This is a genomic window from Streptomyces sp. NPDC026246, from assembly GCF_055567995.1.
Window position 1 is genome coordinate 12,906 of the sequence record NZ_JBVHPJ010000023.1, and the last position, 22,737, is coordinate 35,642.

General features: G+C 70.4%; 14 protein-coding genes and 3 pseudogenes. 12 read left to right on the forward strand and 5 right to left on the reverse strand.

The genetic code is table 11. The features are described from left to right. Positions 1 to 399: 399 nt before the first annotated feature. The 7 genes and pseudogenes from ACZ4M5_RS34120 (at position 400) to ACZ4M5_RS34150 (ending at position 9,138) form a co-directional block, all read left to right on the forward strand. Positions 400 to 2,157 (forward strand): acyl-CoA dehydrogenase, encoded by a 1,758-nt coding sequence (locus ACZ4M5_RS34120; RefSeq protein WP_467742886.1) that lies wholly within the window; start codon positions 400 to 402, stop codon positions 2,155 to 2,157. An 82-nt stretch (positions 2,158 to 2,239) separates the two neighbouring features. Next, positions 2,240 to 3,094 (forward strand): 4'-phosphopantetheinyl transferase family protein, encoded by an 855-nt coding sequence (locus ACZ4M5_RS34125; RefSeq protein WP_467742888.1) that lies wholly within the window; start codon positions 2,240 to 2,242, stop codon positions 3,092 to 3,094. A 704-nt stretch (positions 3,095 to 3,798) separates the two neighbouring features. Next, positions 3,799 to 6,141, forward strand: coding sequence for a condensation domain-containing protein (locus ACZ4M5_RS34130; RefSeq protein WP_467742890.1), 2,343 nt, complete (start codon positions 3,799 to 3,801; stop codon positions 6,139 to 6,141). A gap of 68 nt (positions 6,142 to 6,209) precedes the next feature. After that, positions 6,210 to 6,305 (forward strand): annotated as a pseudogene (locus ACZ4M5_RS34135) (S-adenosylmethionine synthetase N-terminal domain-containing protein); the annotation flags it as partial. Between the two features lie 17 nt (positions 6,306 to 6,322). Continuing rightward, entirely contained in the window at positions 6,323 to 7,228 is a 906-nt protein-coding gene (gene metF, locus ACZ4M5_RS34140; protein WP_467742892.1) for a methylenetetrahydrofolate reductase [NAD(P)H], read from the forward strand. Beyond that, on the forward strand, positions 7,206 to 8,615 hold the full coding sequence (gene ahcY / locus ACZ4M5_RS34145) for an adenosylhomocysteinase (protein ID WP_467742894.1): 1,410 nt from the start codon (positions 7,206 to 7,208) through the stop codon (positions 8,613 to 8,615). The genes metF and ahcY overlap by 23 nt, the downstream gene beginning before the upstream one ends. A 319-nt stretch (positions 8,616 to 8,934) precedes the next feature. Then, complete coding sequence (locus tag ACZ4M5_RS34150; protein WP_467742896.1) at positions 8,935 to 9,138, forward strand: acyl-CoA carboxylase epsilon subunit; 204 nt, start codon at positions 8,935 to 8,937, stop codon at positions 9,136 to 9,138. Positions 9,139 to 9,268: 130 nt separating this feature from the next. Here ACZ4M5_RS34150 and ACZ4M5_RS34155 read toward each other — a convergent pair whose 3' ends face one another. After that, positions 9,269 to 9,736 carry a winged helix-turn-helix transcriptional regulator gene (locus ACZ4M5_RS34155; RefSeq protein ID WP_467742898.1) on the reverse strand — a complete coding sequence of 156 codons (468 nt, stop codon included), beginning with the start codon at positions 9,734 to 9,736 and terminating at the stop codon, positions 9,269 to 9,271. Positions 9,737 to 9,829: 93 nt separating this feature from the next. Between ACZ4M5_RS34155 and ACZ4M5_RS34160 the strand changes: the two genes are divergently transcribed. Next, positions 9,830 to 10,330, forward strand: coding sequence for a PaaI family thioesterase (locus ACZ4M5_RS34160; protein ID WP_467742900.1), 501 nt, complete (start codon positions 9,830 to 9,832; stop codon positions 10,328 to 10,330). Between the two features lie 747 nt (positions 10,331 to 11,077). On the opposite strand, the gene ACZ4M5_RS34165 is transcribed toward ACZ4M5_RS34160, so the two are convergent. From ACZ4M5_RS34165 to ACZ4M5_RS34175, 3 genes are all read right to left on the reverse strand, one after another. After that, complete coding sequence (locus ACZ4M5_RS34165) at positions 11,078 to 11,650, reverse strand: hypothetical protein (RefSeq protein WP_467742902.1); 573 nt, start codon at positions 11,648 to 11,650, stop codon at positions 11,078 to 11,080. Positions 11,651 to 12,167: 517 nt separating this feature from the next. Next, a complete protein-coding gene (locus tag ACZ4M5_RS34170) occupies positions 12,168 to 13,967 on the reverse strand; it encodes an acyl-CoA dehydrogenase family protein (RefSeq protein WP_467742904.1) in 1,800 nt (599 codons plus the stop codon). Between the two features lie 729 nt (positions 13,968 to 14,696). Continuing rightward, a complete protein-coding gene (locus ACZ4M5_RS34175) occupies positions 14,697 to 15,194 on the reverse strand; it encodes a peptidylprolyl isomerase (protein ID WP_467742906.1) in 498 nt (165 codons plus the stop codon). Between the two features lie 2,099 nt (positions 15,195 to 17,293). Between ACZ4M5_RS34175 and ACZ4M5_RS34180 the strand changes: the two genes are divergently transcribed. From ACZ4M5_RS34180 to ACZ4M5_RS34190, 3 genes are all read left to right on the forward strand, one after another. Then, a complete protein-coding gene (locus ACZ4M5_RS34180) occupies positions 17,294 to 19,606 on the forward strand; it encodes a molybdopterin-dependent oxidoreductase (RefSeq protein WP_467742908.1) in 2,313 nt (770 codons plus the stop codon). Positions 19,607 to 19,732: 126 nt separating this feature from the next. Continuing rightward, complete coding sequence (locus tag ACZ4M5_RS34185) at positions 19,733 to 20,284, forward strand: EF-hand domain-containing protein (RefSeq protein WP_467742910.1); 552 nt, start codon at positions 19,733 to 19,735, stop codon at positions 20,282 to 20,284. A gap of 285 nt (positions 20,285 to 20,569) precedes the next feature. Further along, the gene (locus ACZ4M5_RS34190; protein ID WP_467742912.1) at positions 20,570 to 20,812 is read left to right on the forward strand and encodes a hypothetical protein; all 243 of its coding nucleotides are present in this window, start codon (positions 20,570 to 20,572) and stop codon (positions 20,810 to 20,812) included. A 92-nt stretch (positions 20,813 to 20,904) separates the two neighbouring features. On the opposite strand, the pseudogene ACZ4M5_RS34195 reads toward ACZ4M5_RS34190, so the two are convergent. After that, positions 20,905 to 22,160, reverse strand: a pseudogene (locus ACZ4M5_RS34195) (MFS transporter). 400 nt (positions 22,161 to 22,560) lie between these two features. Here ACZ4M5_RS34195 and ACZ4M5_RS34200 point away from each other — a divergent pair. Beyond that, positions 22,561 to 22,737: pseudogene (locus ACZ4M5_RS34200) on the forward strand (isochorismatase family protein); the annotation flags it as partial.

The window sequence follows — 22,737 nt, forward strand, 5'->3', positions numbered from 1 at the left end:
CTCCGGGGGCTGCTGCGGGATCCTTTTTCTCCCGGCCGGGATTCTCGACCGGCCGGGAGAAAAGACCCCGCAGCAGCCCCCTTCCCATGCCCGGACAACCACTCTCCGCCACCCGTCTCCAAAAAGGAGACTAAGACCCTCTCGTGGTGGGGTGAGGGAACACCGCACATCGGGTCGCCGCCCGCTAGGACCCCACTCGAAGAACACTTCAAGAGCAGTGGAGTCCTCCTGGATTCCGCGGCGCTGATCAGCCAATTCGCGTCAACGCCCCACGCACCGCCCGCACCGGGCCTGGACCGCGACTCCAGCCAAGCTCCGGCAACCCACCAGAGACACGGGCCAGGGTGACGTACGGGCGCGCGACCGGGCCGCCCGGACCCGAGGAGCTGACCGAGCGCGATGACCATGACCGCCGAGACCGGACACGCACCGGGCACCGCACCCGGCGGCTGGGAGCGCGCCGCGAACCTGCGCGCGGCCCGCCTGGAGGCCTGGCTCGGCGACCCCTACGACCCCGCCAACCCGCACGGTCTGCGGGCGCTGTTCGCCGCCGACGACCGGCGCACCCCGCCCCGTGCCACCGAGGAACTCCTCGACGACGCCGGGCTGGCCGCCGAGTTCGTACCCCTCGCCCACGGCGGCCTGCTCACCCGCGCCGACCTGCTGGCCCGTACCCTGCGCCCCCTCTTCCGGCGCGACGTCGCTCTCGGCTTCGGCCACGGCATCACCTCGCTGTTCGCGATCGGCGCCGTCTGGGCCGCCGGCAGCGAACCACAACGCAGCCGCCTGGCCCGGCTGCTGCTGGACGGTGGACGGGCCACGATCGTGCACCACGAACTCGCCCACGCCAACGCCATCCTGCGCCACGAGTTCACCGCCCGCCCCGCACCCGCCGGCGGCCATCTCCTCACCGGACACAAGGAGGTGGTCATCAACGCCGCCCGCGCCGACGCCCACGTCGTCTACGCCCGCACCGATGCCGCGCGCGGCCCCCACAGCCACTCCGTGTTCCTGCTCGACCCCGCCGACGCGCCGCCCGGCAGCGTGGTGCATCTGCCGCGCGTGAGGACCTCCGGCATGCGCGGCGCCCTGTTCAGCGGACTGCACTTCCACGACCGGCCGGTGGCCGCCGAGGCGCTCGTCGGCCGCACCGGGCAGGGAGTCGCCCTGGCCCTGCGTACCTTCCAGGTCAACCGCAGCGTCATCTGCGGCGTCGTCACCGCCGCCGCCGACACCGTCCTGCACTCCGCCGTCCGCGCTGCCACCACCGGCCGCAGCGGCCCCGTTGCCCGCCGCTGGCACAAACCCCTCACCGGCGTCTTCGCCGACCTGCTGGCCTGCGACGCCATGGCGACCGTCGCCCTGCGCGCCCTGAGCCTGCTGCCCGAGCGCGCCCACGTGTTCGCCGCCGCCGTCAAATACGTCGTCCCCGACCTGCTGCGCGAGAACCTCGAAGAACTCGCAGCGGTCCTCGGCGGACGCGGCTACCAGCACCACAGCCCCGAGTACGGTGCCCTGGACAAACTCGTACGCGACCTGCCCGTGGCCGGACTCGGCCACGCCGGCACCGCCTCCTGCCAGTCGGTGATCGTGCCGCAGCTGCGCACCCTGTCCGAGACCGCCTGGTTCACCGAGGAGGAACCACCGCCCGAACTCTTTCGCACCGGCGCCGACCTGCCCGCGCTGGACTACCGGCTGCTCGGCATCGCCGGCGGCGGCGACTTCATGGCCGCCTCCCTGCTCGGCTCCACCGCCCGCCTGGCCCCGGCCCGGGGCGTCGGCGGCCACATCACCGCCCTGGCCGCCCTCGCCGAGGCGTTCACCGCCGAACTGCGCGCCCTGCGCCAGATGTGCCTGCGCCTGCCGCGACACGGACCGGGCCTGTCCGAACCCGCGGCACTCGTGCTCAGCGACCGCTACAGCCTGATCGTCGCCGCCGCCGCCGTCCTGGGCATCTGGGAGGGCCAGGACGGCAGCGACCCCTTCCTCGCCGACGCCGCCTGGGCCGTGCTCGCCCTGTCCCGCATCGGCGCCCGCCTGGGCATTCCTGTGCCCGACCTGCCCGACGGCTGCACCCAGCAGGTCCTGCACGAACTGATCCGCCGTTACCGGGCCGGCCTCGGCTGCGACCTCGCCGCCACGGCCCTGGCCCGGTGACGCCCCCTCACCCGCCACCCACCGCACACGCCACAACGCCCGCCACCCGCGCCAGAACCACGACAGAGAGGGGTGAACCGAGGTGCACACGCCCACACTCACCGACCCGGCGTGCCTGCCCGCCGACGCCGACCGCATCAGCCGGCCCGTCCACGTCAGCGGCCCCGAGGGACCCTGGCAGCAGATCACCCAGGACATGCACGCACGCGGCAACGCCGTCGTGTTCGCGACCTGGGGCGAATGGCTCGGCCCCGCCCTGACCGACCCCGCCCTGCGCCCCCTGCTCGGCCGTGACTGGCAACGCTACCGCCGCACCACCGACCCCCTGGTCCGCTTCCGGTTCGTCACCTCGCGCCTGGTCACCAAGTACACCGCCGCCGCCGCACTGGGCACACAAGCCGCGGCACTCGACCTCGCCTACAAGATCGGCGGCCGGCCCTACCTGCGCGGACTGGACCAGGTCGACATCAGCCTCACCCACACCGACGACCTGATCGCGGTCGCCGTGAGCCGCAACGGCCGCATCGGCGTCGACGCCGAACCCGCCGACCGTCCCATGTCCTTCGACCTCATCAACGGCCACGTGTGCACCCCCGCCGAACGCACCGAACTGCACCCGCTGCCCGAACCGCAGCGCGCCGCCGCCCTGCTGAAACTGTGGACCCTGAAAGAGGCCTACACCAAGGCCATCGGCCAGGGACTGCGCCTGGGCTTCACCGAGTTCGGCTTCGGCACCGCCAGTGCGGGCCTCCTCGCCCCCGACGGCCGGCCCGCCTCCCGCGGCGAATGGGCCTTCGCCACCCACCGGGCGCTGGACCGCTACCTCATCAGCGTCGCCTGCCACGACACCGGTCTCGACACCGCCCGCGACACCGCCCCGCACACCATGCTCGACGAGGGCTTCATGGGTGCCGTCACCGACCTGCTCACACCTTGAAGCCCCCGGCTCCACCCGCCCCCGGCACCGGTGAGCCCGGCTCCACCCGCACCCGGCACCGGTGAAGCCCGGCCCCACCCGCACCGGCCCCGGCGAAGCTTGGCTCGCGGCCGCGTCTAGCACCGGTGAAGCCCGGCTCGCGCCCGCGTCCAGCACCGGTCGAGGAACACGGCCGCCCCCACCACGCCCGGTTAGCGTTTCACGGGACGGTTCGCGCGAGGTGAGCGAGGAGGAGCCGGTCATGGCACCACAGCCGCCGGCACGCCCCGCGCCCGCACCCACGTCACACGCCCGCCGCCTGACGGCGCCGCGCACCCGCCCCTGGACGGCGCCGCGACGAAGCCGGACACCCGTTTTCCGCGCACGGACTGTGGCCCCAACCCACACACCCCACGCACCTTCCTGGCCGGCCCGCCGGTGCACCGGGCCGCTGCCGCCGCCCCCCGCGCTCGCACCCTCCCTGAGACCCCCAGCCCCACCAGGCACCGCCGCACCGTGCCGCCGCACCGCGCCGCCCCTGGCATCCACCGCGACGTCAGCGCCGTATCAGGCCCGCATGGGCGGCCCCGCACATACTCGTCGAGCACCCGCACAGAGGGGAGGGGAGGGGCCTTCGCAGCCGTACGCCGAGGTCGGGCACACATGCCGTACGCGTCGACCGCACGCCGTACGCGCGGCCACGGCGGGCGCGCCCCGTACAGCCGATGACCACCGAACACACCTCATCCCCGCCGGGCGGGGAGCCGACCTGCGTCGTGCTCGACCTCGGGCCGGCCCCCCACCGCCGGCCGTGCCTGGAGGTGCACGGCCCGCTCGACCGGGCCCGCCTGCAGGCCGCCCTCGGCCAGGCGGCCGGCCTCCTCCCGGGCACGGGCGCCCTGCACCACCGCCTCGAACGGCACCGCCAGGGCCACCACACGCTGCGGCTGACCACCGACACCACCGACACCACCGACACCACCGACACCACCGACACCACCGACGCCACCGGTGAGCCGGGTGCCGAGCCCGGTGAGCCCGGAGAAACGTTCCCCTACGGGCTCCTCGCCGACCTGCTGACCCGCCCACCTACGCCCGCAGCCCGTACCACCCGCCCCACCCGCCCCACCCGCACGCTCACCCCGACGCCCTTGATGTGTGAACTGCTCGCCGACGCCGACACCCATCCCGGCCGTCACGTGGAACGGCTGTCCTGGTCCTGGCACGGGCCGCTCGATCCCGACCGGTTCCGCGCCGCCTGGCAGTCGGTCGCCGACCACGAGAGCGTGCTGCGCGCCGCCTTCGACGACAGCCCCGAGCCCTTGCTGGTCCTGCACGACCACGTCGACGCCGACGTGCTGTGGCTGCCGCACGGCTCCGTGCGCTTCAGCGACCTGATCGCCCACGACGTGCGCCGCGGTCTCGACCCGCGCCGCCCCGGCGGTCTGCGCGTGAGCGTCCTCGGCGGCGGCCCGCCCGACACCGACGGCACAGCACCCGCACCCGCCCGGGTGCTGCTCACCTACCACCACGCCCTGCTCGACGACACCGGCGCACGGCTGCTGCTCCACGAGTTCTACCGCGCCTACCTGGCAGGGGGCCGGCTGCCCGGTGGCGAACGCCGCCCCGACCTGCGCGACTACGTGCGCTGGCTCGGCCACCAGAACACCATCCCCGCCCGGAAGTTCTGGTCCGGCGCCGTGCCGCCCGCAGGCGGCCTTCCGCCCGGCCCGCCCACCGCCGCACCCGGCCCCGCGCGCCGCACCCGCATCCGGCTGACCGCGCAGCAGACCCAGCACCTGATCGCCTGGGCCGCCCGCCTGGGCTGCACCGAGAGCACTGTCCTGCAGGCCGTGTGGGCGGTCTTGCTGTACCGGGCCGACACCACCGGTGCCACCGGCGCACCCGCGACGATCCGCTTCGCGGTCACCGCCTCCGGCCGCGGCATCCTCCTGGAGGGCGCCGAACGCCTCCCGGCCGCGCTGCGCACCGCGATGCCGCTCAGTGTGCAGGTCGCGCCCGGCCGCACCGTGGCCGGTCTCCTGAGCGAACTGCGCGACCGCGTCCTGGACATGACGTGCTACGAATGGGTCTCCCCGGGGCAGATCCACCACTGGTCCGCTCCCGGCCGCGCCACCGCCCCCGCCGCGCACCAGCCACCCGCCGCCCCCTCCCCGCCCGCCGGTCATCTCCCACCCGCTGCCAGTCTCCTCGCCTTCGAGGGCGGGCCGCGCCCCGCCCCGGACCTGACACAGGAACTGTCCGCCCACGGCGTGCGAGTGGAACGGCCCGACCCGCTGGGCGCCCACACCGCCTTCCCCCTCACCCTCCTCGCCCACCACGACGACGACGGCGCCCTGGTGCTGACCGCGTCCTGCCACCCGGGCCCGTACACCATCGACGTCAGTGAAGCGCTCACCCACTGCGCGCTGCTCCTGGGCGAACTGCCCTACCTGCCGGGCGACACCACGACCGTCGCCGACCTGCTGCGCCTGCCGGCCACCACGACCAGCAGACGACCCGCACCACACCCACACCCCACCCCCGACGAGCCCCCCGGCCCCCTGCCGGCCACGCTCGCCCAAGAGCACGACGAGCCCCCCGGCCCCCTACCGGCCACGCCCACCCCGACGCGCGACGAGCCGTCCGGCCCCCTGCCGGCCACCACGCCCCGCAGCGCACCAGCCGACTCGCCGCTGACAGCCCTGCGCCCCGCCGCCGGCCCGGACGCCGGAACCGTCTGCCTGCTGCAGACCCACGGCACCCCCCGTTCCCGCTACGACCAGCTCGCCGCCGCCTACCAGGGGCCCGAGTCGATCGTCCTGCTGCGCTGCGCACCCGGCGGCGTCCGCGCCCGCCACGACGCGCTGCGCCCGTTGACCGACGGGGCCGGGCTGCTGGTGCTGGGCGCGTTCTGCGGCGGCGGCAGCGCCGCCTACGAGATCGCCCGGCTGATCGCGGCGCACGGCGGTCGCCCCCCGCTGGTGGTGCTCACCGGCGCCACGACCGAGCCCGCCCCCCTCGCCCGGATGCTGCAGACCGCCGCCGCACGAGCCGGACGCCCCTGAACCGGCTCCACGGTGACGGCACACGGACGGCCCGCGGGCCGTCGTGAGACGTCAACCTCTGGAGAATCATGCCCCGTTGCCCGTTCACCTCGCACTCCGTGACCGAGGGCCACCCGGACCAGATCGCCGACCAGATCGCCGACCCGATGGGCGACGCCGTCCTCGCCGCCGGAGACCGGCCATGACCCCCTTGCGTGACCTCCTCGTCGGCGGCACACCGTCGTTCTCGTTCGAGTTCTTCCCACCGAAGACGGACGCGGGCCTGCGGACGCTGTGGCACGCCATCCGCCGGGTGGAGGCGCTGGCGCCGTCGTTCGTGTCGGTCACCTACGGTGCAGGCGGCACCTCACGCGACCGCACGGTCGAGGTCACCAAGCAGATCGCCGCCGAGACCACGCTGCGGCCGGTGGCCCACCTCACCGCCGTGGGCCATTCCGTGGACGAACTGCGCCACATCATCGGCCAGTACGCCGATGCGGGCGTGCGGGACGTGCTCGCACTGCGCGGCGACCCGCCGGGGGACCCCAACGCCCCCTGGGTGGCGCACCCGCGGGGCCTGCGCCACGCACACGAACTGGTGTCGCTGGTGCGCGCGTCGGGCGCCTTCACCGTGGGTGTGGCCGCGTTCCCCGAGCGGCATCCGCGCTCATCCGACTGGGACAGCGAGATTCGCCACTTCGTTGCCAAGTGCCGGGCGGGCGCGGACTACGCCCTCACGCAGATGTTCTTCCGTGTGGAGGACTACCTGAGGCTGCGCGAGCGGGTGGAGGCGGCCGGCTGCACCACGCCGATCATCCCGGAGATCATGCCGGCCACCGACGCCCGGCAGATCGCCCGCTTCGCCCAACTGTCCCACGCCACCTTCCCCGAGGACCTCGCCAGACGGCTGGAGCAGGCACGCGGCAACCCGCAGGCCGGCCACCGCATCGGCGTCGACCACGCCACGGCCATGGCCGACCGGCTGCTGGCCGAGGGCGCGCCCGGGCTGCACTACATCACCCTCAACCGCAGCGGCGCGACGGTCGAGATCCACCGGAACATCCACCACCGAACCAGGAGTGCCCATGCCTGCGCAGCCGCCCGCTGACTTCACGGACTTCAAGGTCGCCGACCTGTCCCTGGCCGACTTCGGCCGCAAGGAGATCACCCTCGCCGAGCACGAGATGCCCGGCCTGATGGCGATCCGCAGGGAGTACGCCGCAGCCCGGCCCCTGGCGGGCGCCCGGATCACCGGCTCCCTGCACATGACCGTGCAGACCGCCGTCCTGATCGAGACCCTGGTCGCCCTGGGCGCCGAGGTCCGCTGGGCGTCCTGCAACATCTTCTCCACCCAGGACCACGCGGCCGCCGCCGTGGCCGCCGCGGGCATCCCGGTCTTCGCCTGGAAGGGCGAGACGCCCCAGGAGTACTGGTGGTGCACCGAGCAGGCCCTGACCTGGCCCGGCCATGCGGGACCGAACATGATCCTGGACGACGGAGGCGACGCCACCGTCCTTGTCCACCAAGGCGTCGCATACCGCAAGACCGGTGAGCTGCCGCCCGCCGACAACGAGGAACTGGCCGCCGTACGCGCCTTGTTGGAGTCGAGCACACTTGACTGGCCGGCCCTGGCCTCCGAGATCCGTGGCGTGACGGAGGAGACCACGACCGGCGTCCACCGCCTGTACGAGATGCAGCGTGACGGTGTGCTGCTGTTCCCGGCGATCAACGTCAACGACGCCGTGACCAAGTCGAAGTTCGACAACAAGTACGGCTGCCGTCACTCGCTGATCGACGGCATCAACCGTGCCACCGACGTCCTCATCGGCGGCAAGACCGCCGTCGTCTTCGGCTACGGCGACGTCGGCAAGGGCTGCGCGGAGTCGCTGCGCGGCCAGGGCGCCCGGGTGATCGTCACCGAGATCGACCCGATCTGCGCCCTGCAGGCCGCGATGGACGGCTACCAGGTCGCGACCCTGGACGACGTGGTCGAGCAGGCCGACATCTTCATCACCACGACCGGCAACAAGGACATCATCATGGCCTCGGACATGGCCAAGATGAAGCACCAGGCCATCGTGGGCAACATCGGTCACTTCGACAACGAGATCGACATGGCCGGCCTGGCGAAGATCCCCGGCATCGTCAAGGACGAGGTCAAGCCCCAGGTTCACACCTGGACCTTCCCCGACGGCAAGGTCATCATCGTCCTGTCCGAGGGCCGCCTGCTGAACCTGGGCAACGCCACCGGCCACCCGTCGTTCGTGATGTCCAACTCCTTCGCGGACCAGACCCTGGCCCAGATCGAGCTGTTCACCAAGCCCGACGAGTACCCCACCGGCGTCTACGTGCTGCCCAAGCACCTCGACGAGAAGGTCGCCCGCCTCCACCTCGACGCCCTCGGCGTCAAGCTCACCGAACTGCGCCCGGAGCAGGCCGAGTACATCGGTGTGCAGGTCGAGGGCCCCTACAAGCCGGACCACTACCGCTACTGACGCCCCCAGCTATAACGCGGGAAACGCCAAGAGCCGCCGGTCCCGGTTTCCAGCCGGGTCCGACGGCTCTCAACGCGTACGAGGGACAATGCCGGCGACTCACCGCCGGGGTGCTCGGCTTGGGCAGCGGGGGAGACACCACCCCGCCCGCCGCACCGCCCTCCTCGACGCCGCAATGGAAGCCGACCGAGAACTCCCTACGGTCTCATCGGCGAACTCGCCCACCGCCTGCCGTCCTAGCGGAACTCAAGAGGTCCTCACCCGTCCTTGAAGCATGCTGCAAGCGGCAAGTAGCAGCAGAAGGGACGGAGAACCCCGCATGAGCCACAACGACATCCTGCGCATCGAGAAAGGCCACGCCGAACCCGAAGAACTGGCCGCCCTGACAGCCGTCCTACTGGCTCACGCAGCCACCGGACGCACCCACCCACACCCACCGCCCCATACCCCCACCACCCACTGGCACCGCCCACAGCACCACCCGCACTACCACGCCCCCCACTCCTGGCAGTCCGGCACCTGAACAGCCGCACTCCGTACACCGGCTGCAGAGACGGGCCGTCCTCGCCCGGGCGAAGAACGTACATGCACCGTGTCGCGGACCGGTGGAGAGGGACGGCGAGGCGTCGCGGCCGGACCCCGGTGCGGACGATTCAGCCCCGGGGCCGGGCGCCGGGCCCAAGCCGGGCGGTCACGTCCCCGGGGGTGAGGGCGGAATGTCCCTCGGAGCACTCGACGGCGACGCGGACCGGCGTGCCGCATGCGGTGTGGCGGACGTCCAGTACCGGCCCCTCACCGTCGAGGGCGTATCTCTCGCCCCACTGGCTCAGGGCCATCAGCACGGGCCACAGGTCCCAGCCTTTGTGGGTCAGCCGGTACTCGTTGCGGGAGCGGGTGCCCGGCTCCCGGTACGGGACGGTCTTCAGGACGCCGGCTGCGATCAGCTTGCGGAGGCGGTCGCTCAGCACGGCCTCCGACAGTCCGATGTGGCGGTGGAAGTCGTCGAACCGGCGAACCCCGTTGACGGCGTCCCGCAGGATCAGCAACGTCCACTTCTCGCCGACCACGTCGAGCGTGCGCTGGACGGGACAGTTCTCCGTACTCGCCTCAAGCCACTCCATCCCACCATCGTAGGGTCCTGACTTCGTCATTGACAGTCAGGAGAGCAGGAGGCTAGCTTCATATGCAGAAGTCAGAGGGAAGGGCACAGGACCGTGGGACGACTGCGCACATACCAATGGGAGGATCCCGCGATCCTGGCGGAGGCCGCCGGACGCATGGCCGGCATGGACTTCCTGCGCCTGCTGCAGGAGGGACGGCTTCCCGGCCCGCCCGTCAGCCGCACCGTCGACTTCAGCTTGGACGAGGTGGAACCGGGCAGGGCGGTCTTCAGCCTGACGCCCGGGGAAGAGCACTACAACCCGATCGGCAGTGTGCACGGCGGCATCTTCGCCACCCTGCTCGACTCGGCCGCGGGTTGCGCCGTGCAGAGCACCCTCCCGCAGGGCATGGCGTACACCTCGCTCGACCTCACGGTGAAGTTCCTGCGCCGCATCACCGTGGAGACGGGCACGGTGCGCGCCATCGGCACCGTGATCAACCAGGGTCGGCAGACCGCTCTGGCGCAGGCCCAGTTGCTCGACGTAAAGGACCGCCTGCTCGCCCACGCCACCAGTAGCTGCCTGCTCTTCCCGGTGCCTGACTCCGGGCGGTGAGCCCGGGCGGGCTCTGCGTCCGGCAGAGCAGCCCAGTGCGTAGTCCGGTCGCGGTGGGGACGTGGACGATCCGCAGACAGGTCCGGTCAGTCCGGATCCGAGGCGCTACATGCGATGACTCGGGCAGTAGGGCTCGTGGCGGATGAGGGGGAGCAACGGCGGCTTGCTGCGATGGGGCTGGAGATGCTCGCTGAGAGGGCTCTGCCACGGGCCGGTGCCCAGGAGGTCGCTTTGACGTCCCAACGGGCGGTACTCATCTGCATGGTGGACGACCTGATCGATCGGCAGAGCATGGGGCCTGGTCGCTGACGAGGCGGGAAAGGTCACTGCTCCCTTGCGCGAGGTCCTGGCCGTCGGCAGTGGTCTGGTGCCCGCGGTGACGTCTGAGTGTGCCGTCGTGGGCTTCCCTCGCTCGACGTGCTGGAACGCACCCGCAACGCCCCTGGGGGGAGTGTGGGCAGGTCAGTGCCCGACTCGGCGAGCTGCGGCAGGCGTGGCCGATGTGACCGGGTGGGCGAATGATCTGGCCTCAACGGCCGACGACGTGATCGCCGGGCAGGACTATTTGGTGACTGTCCTCGCCCGGCAGGACGGTTGCTCCCTGAGCACGGCCCGCAGACGGGCGACGGAACAGTCGCGCCGGACCGTTACCTTGACAGCTACGAGAGAGCCCGCCTCCGGCCGAGCGGGTCAGTCACGTCGCTCCAGCCGACCACGTCGCCGCGATCGGCTCGAGCAACGTCCACGTCACGCTCGGTGAATCTTCCAATCGCCGACGTTCTGGGCACGGTTGTAGTACGCGTTGGTGCACACGTCGTACTTACTGCCGCTGGCGGTTCCGTCTTCGTTCGTCTCCAGGAAGCCGCCGTTGTCGCCGTAGGTGTTCCACAGCTGGATCACGTCGCCGGGCCGGACCTGCTGGTCACGGGGACTGGACGCCTGGGCGAAAAGGCGCCAGCGGCCGGTACCGGGGGCGCGGTCCTTGTCCTTCGATGTGAGGACGTTGAACTTGCCGCCGTTGTTCTTCTGGCTGTCGGTCGCGTGCCCGTTGGTGTCGAGGTAGCCGCCGTCACTTCCGTAGAGGTTCTTCAGATAGACCAGGTCCCCGCTGACGACGTTGGCACCGACGGCTTTGCCCGTGGCGGAGAGGATCTGCCAGGTCCCGGTGCCCTTTCCCCGCGTGGGCGAGTCCGCCGTCGACACCCCGTACTTCGCCCCGCTGTCGGTGCTGTTGCCGTTCGTGTCCAGGTAACCGCCCGCCCAGTTGTTGTAGCCGTTCTGCAGGTGGATCTGGTCGCCGTACTTCAACTCGTTCGCCATGTTGCTCCCTTGGATCGCATAGGGCATGCGGACGGCCCTCGCCCCGATGGTCGGGCCATCTCCCCGCAGCCATCCGAGTGTGACCGTCCTGCGGCACGCCTTGACCTGCTCCGGATGCCATACCGCCCATGAAGGGGGCATGAGAAGCGCGATGGCAGCTCACAACCGCTCCAGCGCACAGAACTCCGGCATCGTCTGCCCCGAGCCGCTTCCGGACTTCACGTCCTGACCGTGCAACACCGGCCAACCAGGAGGCCCCTGTAGCAGCTTCCGGAGCACGGCAGCGGTGTGGTGGCGGCGGCTGTGGGACGGGACAGCGCGCTGACGCCGACGGACGCGCTCGACAACCCCTCACGGCCACGCACAGCAGGCCCGCCCCGCCGCGGAGGACAAACGGCGCCGCGCCGCGCAGCGGGAGGCGCAGCGTCCGGTGTGCGAGCGGTACGGGCGCAAGGTCACCGACGAGCGCTTGGAGGAAGTCACCGTCCAGCGGACCGCCGTACGGGCCGGACACCCTTCAGTGGGTTGTCAGCATCGGCAGGGAGGCCAGGTGTTCTTCGGGGATGGAGAAGGCGCCTGTGAGGGCGAGCAGGTGGGGGGCGAGCCGAGCGGTCAGAGCCTGTTGTGTGCGAGGCAGCGAGCGGACCTGCTCGCGGGTGAGGGCGCCGTCGGCCAGAAGCAGTCCGCTGCGGGCGTGGACCTGGTTGAGCAGGAACAGGAGGTGCAGGTCGTGCAGTGCCGCCCCGGCGCGGGGGTCGGCGGCGCGGGCGATGGCCGTGGCGAAGGCGTCGGCGGCCTGGACGATGGTGTGGGCCTCGGCGAGGTTCAGGGCGGCGGCGCAGGCGTTGTTCCAGCGCCCGAGTGCGTCGCCGGCCTCACCGTGTCGCAGATCATGCCGTGCGCTGGTGTGCCAGTAGTGCTCGGCGGCGCTGAGGGCCTGGCGAAGGAAGGCGGGGTCGGTCAGGCTCTCCGTGCCGGTTGCCGGCCGGGGGGCCGGGACGAGCGTGTGGCCGAAAATCATCTCGGCCGCTGCCTTGCACAAGATGGCGAGGTTGTCTCCCTCGGCGGTGATCGCCCCGTCCGCGTTGGCGGGGTACTCCGCGAGCCCGTTCACCGGGAACAGGGCCCGGGCGCCGCAGCGCTCCCGGCTCTCGATCACGATCTCCCGAGCCTGCCAGGTGATCCAGCCTTTGGTCAGGGCCACGAGACGCTGGGCTGCCGCCCGTTCCTCCGAGGCATGAGTGAGCCAGCGTTCGGTGACCGCCCGGTGGAGGAAGGTCATCGCGTAGGCGGTGGCCACCCGGTCCAGCAGCCGGGCGTGGTGACTGCGGTGCGCGGCGAGCGGTACGCGCCGACCCGCGACGGGGCCGGAGATGTACCGGGTGTGGGCGTAGCGCACAGCGATCGCCAGCGCTGCACGGCATCCGCCAAGGGTGCTGGCGCTCATGCACAGCTTTCCGACCGTCACCCGGCCGACCGCCTGCAGGAACCGTTTGCGCGCACTGCCCACGGAACTGACGAGGGTCCCGTCCGGCAGGAGCCGGCCGTGTTCGCCCTGGACGAGGGCGGTCCGGGGCAGGTGTACGTGGTCGAAGCTGGTGACGCAGTGGTCCACAGGGCTGCCGACCCGCTCGGGCAGCACGGTCACGGTGACGCCCGGCAGTGTCCCGTGGTGGTCGCTCAGCGGGACGAGGAACAGAAAGACGCCGTGGTCCCGGTCTCCGACCAGCAGCCGGGCCGCCACCACCGCGCTCTTCGGACCCCCGGCGGCACTGGTGTTGGGCATGTACTTCTGCGCGCCCTCGTGCGGGGTGTGCAGCACGAACTCCTCGCGCTCACGGTCGTACCTGGCCCAGGTCTCCAAGGCGGCCGCATCGTTGCCGTGGGCGCGCTCGGTGCACAGGAACGTGCCGACACGGTCAAGGCCGTGGAACGCGCTGAGATCGCGGGGCGGCGAGAGGCGGTCGTCGAGCAGGCTCCCGAGAAAGAGGTTGTAGTGGATGCCGGCCACGGTCGCCGTCGCACCGTCCACCACTGCGGCCCACTCGTGCAAAGCCGCGAGCCCTCGTACATCGCGCGCCAGGTCGGCAGGACACAGGAGCTCCTCGTTCAAGGCGCGCAGCCGTTCGTAGGAAAGCTTCCACCTCTCTTCCGTGCCCGCATCGCCGCGATGACGGAACAGGCCGGTCGACACCGCCTTGCGCCACATACCGTGGACAGCAGCACCCTCAGGGCCGTCGGTGAAGAGCACGTCGGCAAGCCTGGCACTGTCGAGGTCCGGGTAACTGCCGGTTCCAGAGACGCTGTTGTTGATCATCACGCCCGGTCCAACGACGCAGGCCCGCGAACGGAAACCACCCCGGCAGGAAACTGATCCTGACCGGACAGGGCGCCCGGCCGACGGCGACGTTCCTGCCCTGGGACCTGTCGGGCCGATCAAGTTCGTTGCCAAGCGGTGAGGGCTGCCGCAGCCGCGGTGCCGAGGTAGAGGTAGCCGCGCTCGTCCTGTCGGCTGGCGACGGCCCGGTGCTGTCTCAGGCGGTTGATCGTTCGTTCGACGGCGTTGCACCTTTTGTGACGGTCCTCGTCGAAGCCCGGTGCCCGTGGGCCGCGTGAGTCTTTGCGTAGGCAGGCGGCCTGGCTGTCGGTCTTCTCCGGAATCGTGTGCCGGAGGCCGCGTCGCCTCAGGTATTCCCGGACGGGGCCGTTGCTGTATGCCTTCTCGGCCGCGAGACTGTCCGGCTTCTTCCGAGGCCTGCCCGGCTCTGGCCGGGGCGTGCGAATCTTGCCCGGGACGGGCTTGAACTGGGTTTAGTCAGCCCGCTGGCCTCCGGTGACGATCACCGGCAGCGGGCGGCAGCGGCCGTCCGCGCTCAGGTGGATTTTGCTGGCCAACCCGCCGCGCGAGCGGCCCAGGCTCGTCGCCGACCGGCAGGAACGGCCGCGGCCGTTCCCACTCGGCGTCCGTCAGATCACCCCGCCCCATGCCCACATCAGCGAGCTCGGCAGCGAGTAGTCACATGGTCAGCTGGACAAGTTCGAGGTGCTAGAGAGTGCCGGAGGCGGAGATGGCGATCTCGGCCCTAGTGGCGCCCGACTGCGAGCCAAGGCTCTCGATCTTCTTGACGAGGGCAAAGCTGTCCTCATCCGCGACCTCACCGAAGACGACGTGCTTGCCGTCGAGCCAACTCGTGACCACCGTGGTGATGAAGAACTGCGAGCCGTTCGAGTTGGGGCCGGAGTTGGCCATCGAGAGCAGGCCCGGCTTGGTGTGCTTGAGCTGGAAGTTCTCGTCAGGGAACTTGGCGCCGTAGATGCTCTTGCCACCGGTGCCGTTGCCGGCGGTGAAGTCGCCGCCCTGAAGCATGAAGTCCGGGATGACGCGGTGGAACTTCGAACCGGCGTAACCGAAGCCCTGCTCGCCGGTGGCAAGCGCGCGGAAGTTCTCCACAGTCTTGGGCACGACGTCGTCGAAGAGGTTGAAGACGATGCGGCCTTCGGGCTTGCCGTCGATGGTGATGTCGAAATAAGCCTGGATTGTCATGGCCCTCATCCTGGCATCTCTTGCCTCTACCCGCGAACGAACGCTCCAGTTGGTTCCGCCTGTGGACCTGAGCGCACGAGCCCGGCAACGGCGGTTGCTGACCGGAACGGCAGCAACCTGTCCCGTTCGGCATCCGTCAACTCACCGAGCGCTGTGCCCGCATCAAGCACCCAGGCACGGACCAGGCACATGATCCGCTGGACAAGTCCTCATCGCGAAGGCGGGCTCACGGATGCCTGCGGCGTGTGGCCCGTCGGACCGGGTGCGCCTTTCCCGTTCGGCCGCATCCTATAGGCCCTGGTCATGCCCGTGGCGACGAGGGCTCCGCTATTCGAAGTGACCGCTCTGGAAGAGTGTCTTTTCCCGCAGCAATCGATCCCACCGGATGCCGGCCCGTCAGCCGCACACAGCCGCTGAGCAGCAGGCCCCCGGGTGTGCCTGCAGGGCCAGTCAGCACCTGCTCGGCCTCGGTAGGCACGACGCCGCAGCATATGTGGCCGCACTGGAACATCGCTGGCTCGGTGCCGGCGGCGCGCACCGAGTTGTGACAACTGGCCTGCCCCCCCCGGGGGCGGGAACGGACACTATGCAGTGTGCGGGGTGGCGCCACCGAGCTAGCGGCGTCGCGGGCGACGCTGACCGGCAGCTCCGGCTTCACTAACGAGAAGCCCAGGGTCGTGGGTAAACGGGCAACGACCGGCCAGCCGAATCCGCCGGTTGGCCAGTCGTGCCTGGCGCGCTGGGAGGACCCAGACGCGCACCACTGTTTGTCGCACCAGCGATGTCTGCGCGACTTGGTGCGGGCCGTACAGGGCGTGCCGGCCCGCACCCCCTGCAGGATCCGCGTTGCCCGGCTCGCTGCCCGCCGGCAGAGCCCTCTCCGACCGACGCCTGCATCCAGAGCCTTGGTGAACGACACGCAGTAGGTGCCGACTTGAGGGCGGGTCACCGTATCGATCCCCTTGCTGGCTTGGATAGCGCCGTTTGTGTTGATGCGGGCGGCGGCCTGCGCGTAGGGAGCGTCCATGGTGTCGGGCACTGCGTTGGCGGAACCGGAGACGCCGACGGCGAGGGCGGCGGCAGCACCGGCCAGCCCGATGGCACGAACAGAGGAAGAGAACATCCTGGTCACCTTCTCTGATGCCACCCGGACGGGTGGCGGAGGCAGAGGCCCTGAGCGGTCGGCACCACAGGGAGGAATCACCCCCCGGGCAGTGACTTTCCCCCGGCCCTCAAAGGACTCCTTAACGGTATGTACTCACTTGACTCTGCACAGTAACTAGTTCGAGTGACGGCAGCGCATCTTCGCCCTCAACGCGTCGACACGCACGCCGGTGTAGGTGGTTCGCGCCCCCGGTCCCGAACACACCCGGAAGCCGCCGGGATTCCCACCAACCGGGTCTGCACTCGGGACGACACCATCTAGCCCTCGCCGAGCGGGTCCATCAGGCGATCAACGAGTGCGGCAGGCTACAGGCACCTTTCAGAATGAGTCCGGAACGCTTGCGCGCTGCTCCTACTCCGGTTGCCGGCCGCCCTGACGGCGGGGCCCGGTGTGGCCCCGGTCGTACCAGGTCGGCCGTAGGGCCAAGCCCGGGTAGTTCTTGCCCGGATGCGCCCGCATCGGCTTGTTGGCACGGAAGAACCGGCTTGTTGGCAAGGAAGATCCGCGGGCATGCGGTGCTGGATCCGTACTCGGACCCGGCGATGGTCGAGAAAGCGTCGCAGGCGTGACGTTGAGAGAGCGGGCGGAATAGGCGACGGGGCCGCAGACGGTGACCTGGTCATCGACGGCTGCCACGCCCGCCGCCTCGTGGTCGCACCCGCAGCCGTCCCGCTCCGGTCCGGAGACTGACCGTCCCCGGCCCTTGGAGCCCGAGTCCGGCATCGGCCGTACGACGGTCAGGTCGCGGTCGACAGAGGGGCGCTCCGGGCACCGGTTCAGTGGCGGCTACGGGAGTCGTGCACACCGTCAGGGTTGGGCAGCGTCCGCCAGGGGGAGCCTGTGTCCCGCGGGCCGCTGACCGACGCCGACCCCCTGTGGTGCAGCGGCCGTTGTTCGAGAGCCGGAAAAACTTCAGGGATGGAGTTGGTGCACGGTGGAACGACGCATGCCGGTGGCAACGCACTGGGGCAGTTTCGTAGCCGTGGTCGATTCGGGACAGCTGGTGCGCATCGAGCCCCGGGGTGATGACCCCGCGCCGTCACCGATCGGCCCGGGCATGGTGGCGGCTGCTGAGGACAGTGCGCGTGTGCGGCGACCCGCGGTGCGCAAAGGGTGGCTCGACGGCTTGCCGCGCGCCGATGAAACGGCCAGAGGTGCGGACACCTTCGTAGAGGTCAGCTGGGACGAGGCGCTCACGCTGGTGAGCGAGGAATTGCGCCGAGTGCGCACACAGCACGGGGACAGCGCGGTGTTCGGCGGCTCGTACGGCTGGGCCAGTGCGGGCGGCTTCCACAATGCGCAGGGTCAGCTCCAGCGCTTCCTGGCCTTGGGCGGGGGCTACACCGACTCGCGCAACACGTACAGCACCGCCGCTCTTGAGGTCATCCTTCCGCATGTGATCGGCGGGGCTCCGTGGAGCTACCAGTCGCGGATGCCGATGTGGGACGAGATCGCCGAGAACTGTGAGCTCGTGGTGGCGTTCGGGGGGCTGGCCCTGAAGAACAGCCAGGTCAATCCTGGCGGGCTGGCCCGGCACCAGACGCGGGACCTGCAGCGGAAGTGCCGTGAGGCCGGGGTTCGGTTCGTGAACGTCAGCCCGATCCGCTGTGACACCGCCGACTTCCTCGACGCCGAGTGGCTGCCGGTCATCCCCAACACCGACACCGCCTTGATGCTCGGCATCGCGCACACCATGCTGGTCAACGACTGGCACGACGAGGACTTCCTCACTCGTTGCTGTGAGGGGTTCGACCGCTTCGCCTCCTACCTGACCGGCGAGGTGGACGGCGTCGCCAAGGACGCCGACTGGGCCGCGAGGATCACGGGCATCAGCCGCGACACGATCCTCGATCTCGCCCATCGCCTGTCCACGCAGCGTTCCCTCATCATGGTCAACTACGCCATACAGCGGGCGGACCACGGTGAGCAGCCAATATGGATGTCGGTCGTGCTGGCGGCGATGACGGGTTCGCTGGGCCGGCCCGGCTGCGGCTGGGGCGCGGGCTACGCGACCATGGACGCGACCGGTGTTGCGCCGGGCCGACCGTCTGTGGCGTCGATGCCGCGGGTGGCAAACCCTGTTACGGACTTCATTCCGGTCGCCCGGATCGCCGACACCCTGCTGGAACCGGGCGCGACCATCGACTACGACGGCCAGCGCCTGACCCTGCCGGACCTGCGCCTGATCTACTGGTGCGGAGGAAACCCCTTCCACCACCACCAGGACCTCCACCGCCTCACCCGGGCCTGGCAGCGTCCGGACACGGTGGTGGTCCATGAAGCCTGGTGGAACACCACGGCGAAGTTCGCCGACATCGTGCTTCCCGTCGCGACCAGCCTGGAGCGCGACGACTTCGCCGCGGGGTTCTCCGACCCTCACCTGGTCGCGATGCCGAAGGTCCGCGAGCCGGCCGGCGAGGCACGCACCGACCACCAGATCTTCGCCGCTCTGGCCGCCCGGCTCGGCTATGAGCGTGAGTTCACCCAGTCGCGTTCCGAGATCGAATGGGTCCGGCACCTCTACGACCGGACGCGGGCCAACCTCGGCGACGACGCGGCCCTGCCAGACTTCGACGACTTCTGGCAACGCGCCTGCGGTGTGGAGCTGCCGGCACTCAGCGGTCCGTTTCCGGGCAGCTTCGAAGCACTGCGCTCCGATCCGCAGCGCTTCCCCTTGACGACGCCGTCGGGCCGGATCGAGATCTTCTCCGAAGAGATCGACTCCTTCGGCTACGACGACTGTGCCGGGCATCCGACGTGGTTCGAACCCGTGGAATGGCTTCGCGCCGACCTGGCGAACCGCTTCCCGCTGCACCTGATCTCGAATCAGCCTGCCTCGCGCCTGCACAGCCAGTACGACAACGGGAGTCACAGCCTCAAGTCGAAGATCCACGGCCGCGAGCCCGTGACGATCAACCCGCAGGATGCGGCATCACGCGGTATCGAGAACGGCATGATCGTGCGTGTGTTCAACGACCGAGGCAGCTGCCTGGCGGGCGCGATCCTGTCGGACGCCGTCATGCCCGGCGTCATCCAGCTCTCCACCGGAGCGTGGTGGGACCCGGCCCGTCCGGGCCGGAGCGGAACCCTGGACCGCCACGGCAACCCCAACACCCTCACCGGGGACCGCGGGTGCTCGCGTCTGTCCCAGGGACCCAGTGCGCACAGCGCTCTCGTCGATGTCGAGGTCTACGACGGGCCTGTCGAGGAGGTACTCGCCTTCACGCCACCACACCTCGAACACTGAAACGAAGACGAGTCAGCGGTATGCCGTGTTCGCCCTCGTCGGACGCCCGGTCGACGGGTCCGACCGGTGCCCGGCCGCTACTTGGAGCTTTGCGTCGCCGTAACTGTGTGAATACGGTACGCAGTCATGACTGCACTTCAAGACTTCAAGTATGGCCAGTGGTTCAGGGGCGCCGACGTCGACGGCGACGGGTTCATCACCCAGCACGACGTCCGCGAGATGAGCGAGCGCTACATCAGCGCCCGCGAGACCACGCCTGATGCCGAGACCGTGCGCCGGCTCATCGAGGGGATGGACCAGTTCTGGTCGAACGTCATCGCCCCGATGGATCAGGACGGTGACGGGAAGGTCGATGTGCGGGAGATGACCGAAGGCTTCAAGAGTGTCCTGACCGACCGCGCGTTCTACCCCCAGCAAGTCGCGCCGGTCACCGACTGCTTCTTCGACCTCGTCGACCTCAACGGAGACGGCAAGATCGACCAGGCCGAGTTCCAGCAGATGTTCAGGTCGGTCGCCGCCGTCCCCGGCGACGACTGCGCCGCCGTCTTCGCCGCTCTGGACCTCGATGGTTCCGGCGGACTGAGCCGTGACGAGTTCCACAAGGCACTCGAGGAGTTCTTCTACGGCAACGACCCCAACGCTCCCGCCAACCACATCTTCGGCAAGGTCACCGCCTGACCTTCCCCGGATGTGCCCCCGGCCCAGCGCCCAGCATCAGCCTCCGCAGGGCCGCGGGGGAGGGGTCGGCGTAGGCGGGCGACTCGAGACGTCCGCCGGGCCCGGTGCTCTGCAAGTGCGCCGGGTCGGCGCTGGCTCGCGGATCTGAAGCGGGCTGTTCGCGTCCTGCCACTGTCAACTCGGAAGGTCCACGCCATGCATGCGGCAGCCAGTACCACGACTGTCAGGACGAAGACGGGCGAGACCGCCCCCCTGACGCGAGCCGCCGTCATGGAGGCATCCCGCATGGAACCTGACTACACCGCCTACGCCCCCAATGACGTCTGGGTCGTCGCCGACATCGGCGGCCGTCTCCTCCCGGTCATTCAGTTGGTGCGCGCCGCCCTTGGCGCCGAACCGCACAACACCAATGAGGCTGAAGTCAGAATCAGGGAACTGGGGTTCCAGATCTTCATCAAGCGCCTGTACACCCCGGGCGGGCAACCGGTCCGGCTCACGCAGACGCAGCTCAAGGACGCGCGCCCGTGATGAATGTGCGGCCAACCTGAGAAACCCCGATGCCGTGGTGAAGCCCGCCATGGGTCGGAGCACGCTCCAGGGCGTGGCGCCGGCCGCAGCCGTCAGCGGCCGGCCGACGCTCTGCCGCGTGGCGCCTCCGCCTCGCCGCGGCCGTCGACTCTCGCCGCGTGCACGGAGGTGGACGTGGATGGTCTCGCGGGCGCTGGGGGGAACAATCCCGCCGACCAGTCCCGCCTGCTGCCCCACAGTACGGTGACCACTCCGCTGTCCTCACCTGTGCCAGACCCAGCGGTGGTGTCTTCACCGGGAGCGCCGACGGCGACGTCTGCGTATGCCGTCGTGCTGAGGGGGCTGTGGGAGCGCACGGCCAAGGGAATGCCGGCCCGGTGGCGGGAGCGGTTCACCGAGGACATTACGACGCGCCTGCCCCCGGGCGCCGCGGCCAGCGGCAGCAGTCGGAGGCCGGTCTGGGCGGGCGTGAGATGCAGCTGGGTCTGGAGGTAGAGGATGAGCAGGAACAGGGAGCCGAAGAGGGCGAAGAATATCCAGGCCAGCGCGGTCACGGCGGCCGTGAAGCGGCGGTTGGCGAAGAGCCGGGGCGGCAGGATCGGTGCGGGATGGCGCATCTCCCACCGTGGGAGGGAGGCGAACGCCGGTGCTGCGAGGGGGAATCCGGTGCCGATGGTGGGATCGGTCCAGCCGCGGGCCGGGCCTTGGATGATCGACCAGACCAGGGCCCCCACCCTGCAGGTGACCGCCCCCATGGCGGCCCTGTCCAAGGGTCCGGGGCGGGGGTGGCGGGGTTCCGGCACCCAGCGTCCAGTTGCCAAGGCCCCGACGACCACGAGTACGTTGATCCAGAATCCGGCCCGCCAGCCGCAGTGCTTCACCAGCAGGCCGCCGATGACCGGCCCGCCCAGGGCCCCGAGGCCCGCCACGCGCGTCCGCACCGCCACGGCCTTGCGGCGGGCGGCAACATCGGGGAACATCACGGTGATCAGCGAGAGGGTGGAGGGCATCAGCAGCGCTTCGCCAGCCGCGCCGCGACGACCTGGCCGGTGCCGGTGGCCGGCCCCCCGCCCACCGAGGCCGTCCCGCACAGGGCCGGGCCGAGGCTGAAGGCGCGGCGCCGGCCGTGCGTATCGCTCCACACTCCGGCCGCAAGGACGCAGCAGGCCAGCGTGAGCGTATAACCGTTGGCTATCCACAGCGGGCCCTGCGGTCCGGGATCCAGATCCAGCTTGAGGCTGGGCAGGGCAACGTTCATGACGGTGACGTCGAGACCGATCAGGAACAGTCCGCTGCACAGCACTGCCAGGGCCCTGCGCGGGTGCGTGGCGCGCGGCGGCGCTGTCATGGTGCGATGTGCTCCCACCACCAGGCGACGGTCGGGTAGGGAATCGTCTCGCAGCCACGAGGTGAGTCAGCCACTCGCACCCCTTTCCGGGATAAGGTCATGACCACGTCAGAATCAGGTCGCAGGCGGCCAGAGGGACAGGGAGTGACGACCAGCGCGCGGCGCACACCCCCGACCCACTCCACTTCCGGCACGACGCACTGCGCCGCACGCGCCCGGCTGTTATCGGCCGGCCAGCACACCGGTAAGGGCGCGGGCTCCCACATAGAGTGAGCTCTGTGGCTGCGGGGGCACTGTCGAGTTCGACTTCCTTGGCCGCACGGTCCCGAAGCCGGCCGATCGATCCGGTGCGCCAGACGGCGGACAACCCACAGGTGTGCCAGGTGCTTGAGGTCTTCTACGAGGGGCGTACTCCGCCTCGAAGAGCGGTTTCGAGGGCTCACTGAGGACGGCACATCACTGGCCGACTGGCTGCGCGCCCGCCACATCAGCATGCTCGATGTCGTCGGCATCGCTTGTGTCCACTGTGTGAAGGCCACCGCGCTCGACGGTGTGCGAGCGGGCTTCGCCGTCCGGG

Bases quoted from the DNA above. Each gene is read 5' to 3' on its own strand.
- ACZ4M5_RS34120 (WP_467742886.1), top strand. From the start codon at position 400: ATGACCATGACCGCCGAGACCGGACACGCACCGGGCACCGCACCCGGC.
- ACZ4M5_RS34130 (WP_467742890.1), top strand. From the start codon at position 3,799: ATGACCACCGAACACACCTCATCCCCGCCGGGCGGGGAGCCGACCTGC.
- metF (WP_467742892.1), top strand. From the start codon at position 6,323: ATGACCCCCTTGCGTGACCTCCTCGTCGGCGGCACACCGTCGTTCTCG.
- ahcY (WP_467742894.1), top strand. From the start codon at position 7,206: ATGCCTGCGCAGCCGCCCGCTGACTTCACGGACTTCAAGGTCGCCGAC.
- ACZ4M5_RS34150 (WP_467742896.1), top strand. From the start codon at position 8,935: ATGAGCCACAACGACATCCTGCGCATCGAGAAAGGCCACGCCGAACCC.
- ACZ4M5_RS34155 (WP_467742898.1), bottom strand. From the start codon at position 9,736: ATGGAGTGGCTTGAGGCGAGTACGGAGAACTGTCCCGTCCAGCGCACG.
- ACZ4M5_RS34165 (WP_467742902.1), bottom strand. From the start codon at position 11,650: ATGGCGAACGAGTTGAAGTACGGCGACCAGATCCACCTGCAGAACGGC.
- ACZ4M5_RS34170 (WP_467742904.1), bottom strand. From the start codon at position 13,967: ATGATCAACAACAGCGTCTCTGGAACCGGCAGTTACCCGGACCTCGAC.
- ACZ4M5_RS34175 (WP_467742906.1), bottom strand. From the start codon at position 15,194: ATGACAATCCAGGCTTATTTCGACATCACCATCGACGGCAAGCCCGAA.
- ACZ4M5_RS34185 (WP_467742910.1), top strand. From the start codon at position 19,733: ATGACTGCACTTCAAGACTTCAAGTATGGCCAGTGGTTCAGGGGCGCC.
- ACZ4M5_RS34190 (WP_467742912.1), top strand. From the start codon at position 20,570: ATGGAACCTGACTACACCGCCTACGCCCCCAATGACGTCTGGGTCGTC.